Below are 4,368 nucleotides of genomic sequence, written 5' to 3'. Positions count from 1 at the left end.
AGGAGTCCTCAGATTAACGATTCAGCAAGTCGTCGCGCTGACGTCCACTGCCGGTATTTCAGCAGCCTGCTAATGCTCCTGGCAGAGGAGGAGAGCAGCACCCGCCCCTCTACCCCCTGACAAGCTACGGTGCCCACGTTCCACGGTTCGCTCATAGGTGGGCACATCTGCGCCGATGGACAATGGCGGGAAATCTTCGGGCTCCAACCAGCGTGCGATGTATTGGCCCATCGCGTCCAGCAACACATCCGACATGAGGCCCGCGGCACCAGCAAGCGCCGGGCAGATGATCCACCTCGTATCGTCGCGCACGAACAACCGCAAAGGCTTAATCTGGTCAGCCGGTTGCAGGATGTCGTTAACAACGCGAGTTGTCGAAAGTTGGAACGCTTTCACGAAGTAATCTTCATACCGCTCGCCGAAGCACACGACCACCTTGGGCTTCCAGAGCCCGCGAATGTCATCGATGAAGGCGAAACGCTTACCGTCTCGGCAAAGGTCCATGTAACGCTGCTTTGGAATAAGTGCTGGCTGACCGCGGAAGGCTCTTGACCACGATGTCTGATTGATCGTCCGTGCCGGCAGTGGGTAAAGGCTGAGCTTAAATTCAGCCCCATTCCGCGCATAGAGTTGATGGTCGAAGTAGTCTTTCCAGTCCCGCCCGCGGAGTGCAGTCCCGATCGTTTGCGCGCGCGCCGCCGCCATGATCCGCGCAATCTTCTTGTGAGATTGCCAGCGCTCCATTTCATGGCGTTTCTTGTGCCTGTAGGCCGAATCCCATGCATTCGGTACGGTTTGAGGGAGCAGCGGTTCCACAAGGGGCTCGGCCATGGAAGGCGCGTTATCGCAGAACCACACTGCGCCGGCCGGATTACCTCCCTCCATCCCAATGTATGATCCGAAATACAAATCCAACTGCTCTCGTGTAAAAATCGGATTAAGTTCTGCGTTATTCATGCCGTTAACTGCTACGTTAGGCAAAAAGTGCCGAGCTACCCACTTGACCAGCATCTTTTTGTGCACCACACAACTAGGGCGGCTCCGGATTCTGCGCGCTAGCGCACACTAGCCTTTCCCCCTATTGGAGGGGTCCGTTGGTATATGGCTTCCCTTCTTGAGCAGGGTGGCATTTGACGTATTCGCAACGCATTTGCGCGCGCGCGATGACATGTCTCGATGACACCCGCATGTTGATTGCTGAACTATCTGAATAGCGGATGCAAAAGACACATCGGGGCTAATGCGAGTGCATAGCGCGGAAGCGCTGGCTCTTCCATTTCCGCACTGAGATCGGATGCCCGTTTCAACCCGATGACATCTGACGCCGACTTTGCATTTTCACCGATGCGCTGACTTGACCATCGCTTTTGCCGGTGAATGGCTCACAGGAATAGGCAATCCACGACCAATATAATTCCGCCTATGTCGGATCCCGCCTATCTATGCGACATGGGCGCGCTATGCAACGGTCTCGTGCATATCAACAATCTATCCCTGCTGATGAAGGGTACCGACGCTTTCAACTAGATCCCACTATTCGCACCTGAAGAGGTACGAAGCACCCCGGCGCCATCAGTGCGTCGGCAGGAAAGGAGCGCAGCAGTTCGGTGAGCGTCCTTCACAGCCCGGCCAGTGACTGGGCCCGTTGAGGGGCTAAGCGATGGACATCGTTTGCTGCGAAGCAGATCAGCGCAACTCCGCTTTGACCACACCAAAAGCAAGCCAGACTATTGATGCGCCATGCTGAAAAACATGGCCGTCATGTGTCGAGGACTGCAAATTTGGAGGAGACAAACACGGCATGGGCACTCGCTTGAGCGCCCATTATGCGAACGCTTCGGAGGGAAGCATGGGTAGCTATCGCGATATGTTTGCCAGACACCACGATCAGCTCGCGCTGATGGTCCGCCTGCTAGACGCCGGAGCAATCTGGCTAGCGGCACTGCTGGCCAGCCAAGTTCGTTTTGACACGATCCATGCGCCAATCCACCTATTCGTCCAGTACTTCGGCTGCGCGATCGCCTTCATCGTATTGCCCGGCTTCGACCTCTACAACTCATGGCGTGGTCGAAGCCTACTCTCACTTGCCACGCGTCTGCTGTCCGCCTGGAGCCTTGTCTGGCTCATCAGCCTGCTTTTGACCTACCTGTTGCACCAAGCAGATGCGCTCTCCCGCTTGTGGATGGCGTATTGGTACATATTTTCGCTAGCCGGCCTGCTGGGCCTCCGACTGGCCAGCCGTACGGTACTCAACCTGGTACGCGCCACCGGCGCCAACAGTAAGCGCGTGCTCATTGTTGGCTATGGGCGTACCGGTCAGGAAATGTATCGCCGCGCGACTGCCAGCCATACCACCGGATTCAAGATTGCCGGCATCTACGCCCCTGAAGGCGAGCCCACTCCAGAAGGACGCCGGCGCATTACCGACAGCATGCAGGTTCCAGGGTTCGCGCGGGAACATGGCATCGACGAGATCTGGATCTCGCTACCCATGAGCGAGCACCGTTTGATGCAGGAAATTGCCTTCTCGTTGCGCAATGACTTCATCGACATCAAGTGGATGCCGAGCGTGCTCGACTTCGACCTACTCAACCACAATGTAGGAAATTTCCTCGGTATGCCCGCTGTGGAAATGAATCGCCCGCCCTCGCTCGGCGTACGCGGCGCGATCAAGGCCGTATTTGACCGTGCTTTTGCTGCCCTCGTTCTTTTAGCTTTGTCACCGCTATTCCTCATCATTGGCATCCTGATCAAGCGCGACTCCCCGGGCCCCGTCTTCTTCAAGCAGGAGCGCCTTGGCATGGACGGCCGTGTCATCCATGTCTACAAGTTCCGCAGCATGAAGGTCCACGCTGAGCGTGGTACCGTCACGCAAGCCACCAAAGGCGACAGCCGAATCACACCCATCGGCGCCGTCCTACGCCGTACCAGCCTAGACGAGCTGCCGCAGTTCATCAATGTGCTCCGGGGCGAGATGAGCGTAGTTGGCCCGAGGCCGCATGCTATGGCACATAACAATATGTACAAGGAGCAGTTGGACTTCTACATGCTGCGCCACCGCGTCAAACCTGGCATCACGGGATGGGCGCAGATCAACGGCTATCGCGGCGAGACCGACACGCTGGACAAGATGACTAAACGGGTGGAACACGACATCTTTTATATCCGGAATTGGTCGTTCTGGATGGATCTGAGGATCATTTTTTGGACAGCGTTCAAGGGATGGAGTGGGCAGAATGCGTATTGAACTGTCTGTCGCGCCTTCCTACGAAGCTAGAGCACTTGTTACGTCCCGGGACAGTTTTTGTCGCAGGCACCATCGCGTTGCCCCTCTCACTTGCATCATGGCATATGAGACGTAGGTGACTATTGATCCCCATCACTCATGAACCGCTCAATCTCCTTTAATTTTCACCGAACAAATTACACCAGATAATCCTAAAAAATGACATCAATAACTGCCAATGTCATTCTGAAACGACTGGCGAAATGTTGCGAAGATATGGCGCCTGGACAACTAGTAACTTTTCTAAATCCCTATTCTTATCTTGTTCTCCGAAAGAACCCGGAGCTACTAGCAAAGATGGACCGTATCGGGATTGATGGTGGTTTGCTAGTTGTCATGCTGCGGCTCCTAAGGCTCGCCAGCGTCGAGCGCATTAGCTTTGACATGACCTCACTAGCTGCAGCAGTGCTTGAGCAGGCCGTAGCGAACGAGCAACGAGTTTTTTTTATCGGTTCCACTGTTGACTCTGTGACGGCGGCATCAAAAATTCTGACAGACCGGTATAGTGGACTCCGCGTGTGTGGGATCCGAGATGGATATTTCTCATCGAGATCCGAGCGCGATGAAACATTAAAGTCAATCGTTTTCACCTCTCCCGATATAGTCATTTGCGGGATGGGCGCCCCATTGCAGGAACGATTCCTATGGGACCTGCGCAAAGCTGGCTGGCAAGGCACAGGCTTTACCTGTGGGGGATTTATACATCAGACCGCAAAAGCGGGGCGCCTGAACTACTATCCAGAATGGATAACCCGAACGGGACTACGTTGGCTCTATCGAATTTATGACGAACCAAAATTAATCAAACGTTACGCAGTTTTGTACCCCAAGGCAATTGCGTATTTCGTCTTTGATGCAGTTTCTTTGCGCTTTGACAAAACCGCCCCTACCCACTAGGCGGTTGTCAACGTAGTTGACACATCACCTCACGCACCCGCTTATTGATCCGGCATTCATGAACTTGTATCAGGCCGCATACTTCACCGAATGATGCTGAAAGTAACATCGAATGCGTTCGGGCTGTTTCTGGACACTGCGCAGATGGCTCGACGCAGCCTTGACGAGTTGCAGCTTGGTGCGAG

Annotated in this window: 3 protein-coding genes and 1 pseudogene; 2 read left to right on the top strand and 2 right to left on the bottom strand. The window is 54.7% G+C overall.

All coding sequences use genetic code 11. From position 1 onward, the window contains the following. Positions 1 to 69 precede the first annotated feature (69 nt). On the bottom strand, positions 70 to 957 hold the full coding sequence (locus J8I34_RS33360) for a transcriptional regulator (protein WP_245176329.1): 888 nt from the start codon (positions 955 to 957) through the stop codon (positions 70 to 72). 910 nt (positions 958 to 1,867) lie between these two features. On the opposite strand from J8I34_RS33360, the gene J8I34_RS33355 reads away from it, so the two are divergent. Beyond that, positions 1,868 to 3,247 (top strand): undecaprenyl-phosphate glucose phosphotransferase, encoded by a 1,380-nt coding sequence (locus J8I34_RS33355; protein WP_209808461.1) that lies wholly within the window; start codon positions 1,868 to 1,870, stop codon positions 3,245 to 3,247. A gap of 198 nt (positions 3,248 to 3,445) precedes the next feature. Beyond that, positions 3,446 to 4,183: a WecB/TagA/CpsF family glycosyltransferase gene (locus J8I34_RS33350; RefSeq protein WP_500784449.1), complete on the top strand. Its 738-nt coding sequence runs from the start codon at positions 3,446 to 3,448 to the stop codon at positions 4,181 to 4,183. 69 nt (positions 4,184 to 4,252) lie between these two features. On the opposite strand, the pseudogene J8I34_RS33345 reads toward J8I34_RS33350, so the two are convergent. Beyond that, positions 4,253 to 4,368, bottom strand: a pseudogene (locus tag J8I34_RS33345) (IS630 family transposase); the annotation flags it as partial.

It is taken from the genome of Cupriavidus phytohabitans (assembly GCF_017815025.1).
Classification (GTDB): domain Bacteria; phylum Pseudomonadota; class Gammaproteobacteria; order Burkholderiales; family Burkholderiaceae; genus Cupriavidus.
The sequence above is the reverse complement of the archived record's forward strand: the minus strand, read 5'-3'. Positions and strand labels throughout refer to the sequence as shown.

Excerpts from the sequence above, each read along its gene's own strand:
- J8I34_RS33360 (WP_245176329.1), bottom strand. The coding sequence starts at position 957 with ATGAATAACGCAGAACTTAATCCGATTTTTACACGAGAGCAGTTGGAT.
- J8I34_RS33355 (WP_209808461.1), top strand. The coding sequence starts at position 1,868 with ATGTTTGCCAGACACCACGATCAGCTCGCGCTGATGGTCCGCCTGCTA.
- J8I34_RS33350 (WP_500784449.1), top strand. The coding sequence starts at position 3,446 with ATGACATCAATAACTGCCAATGTCATTCTGAAACGACTGGCGAAATGT.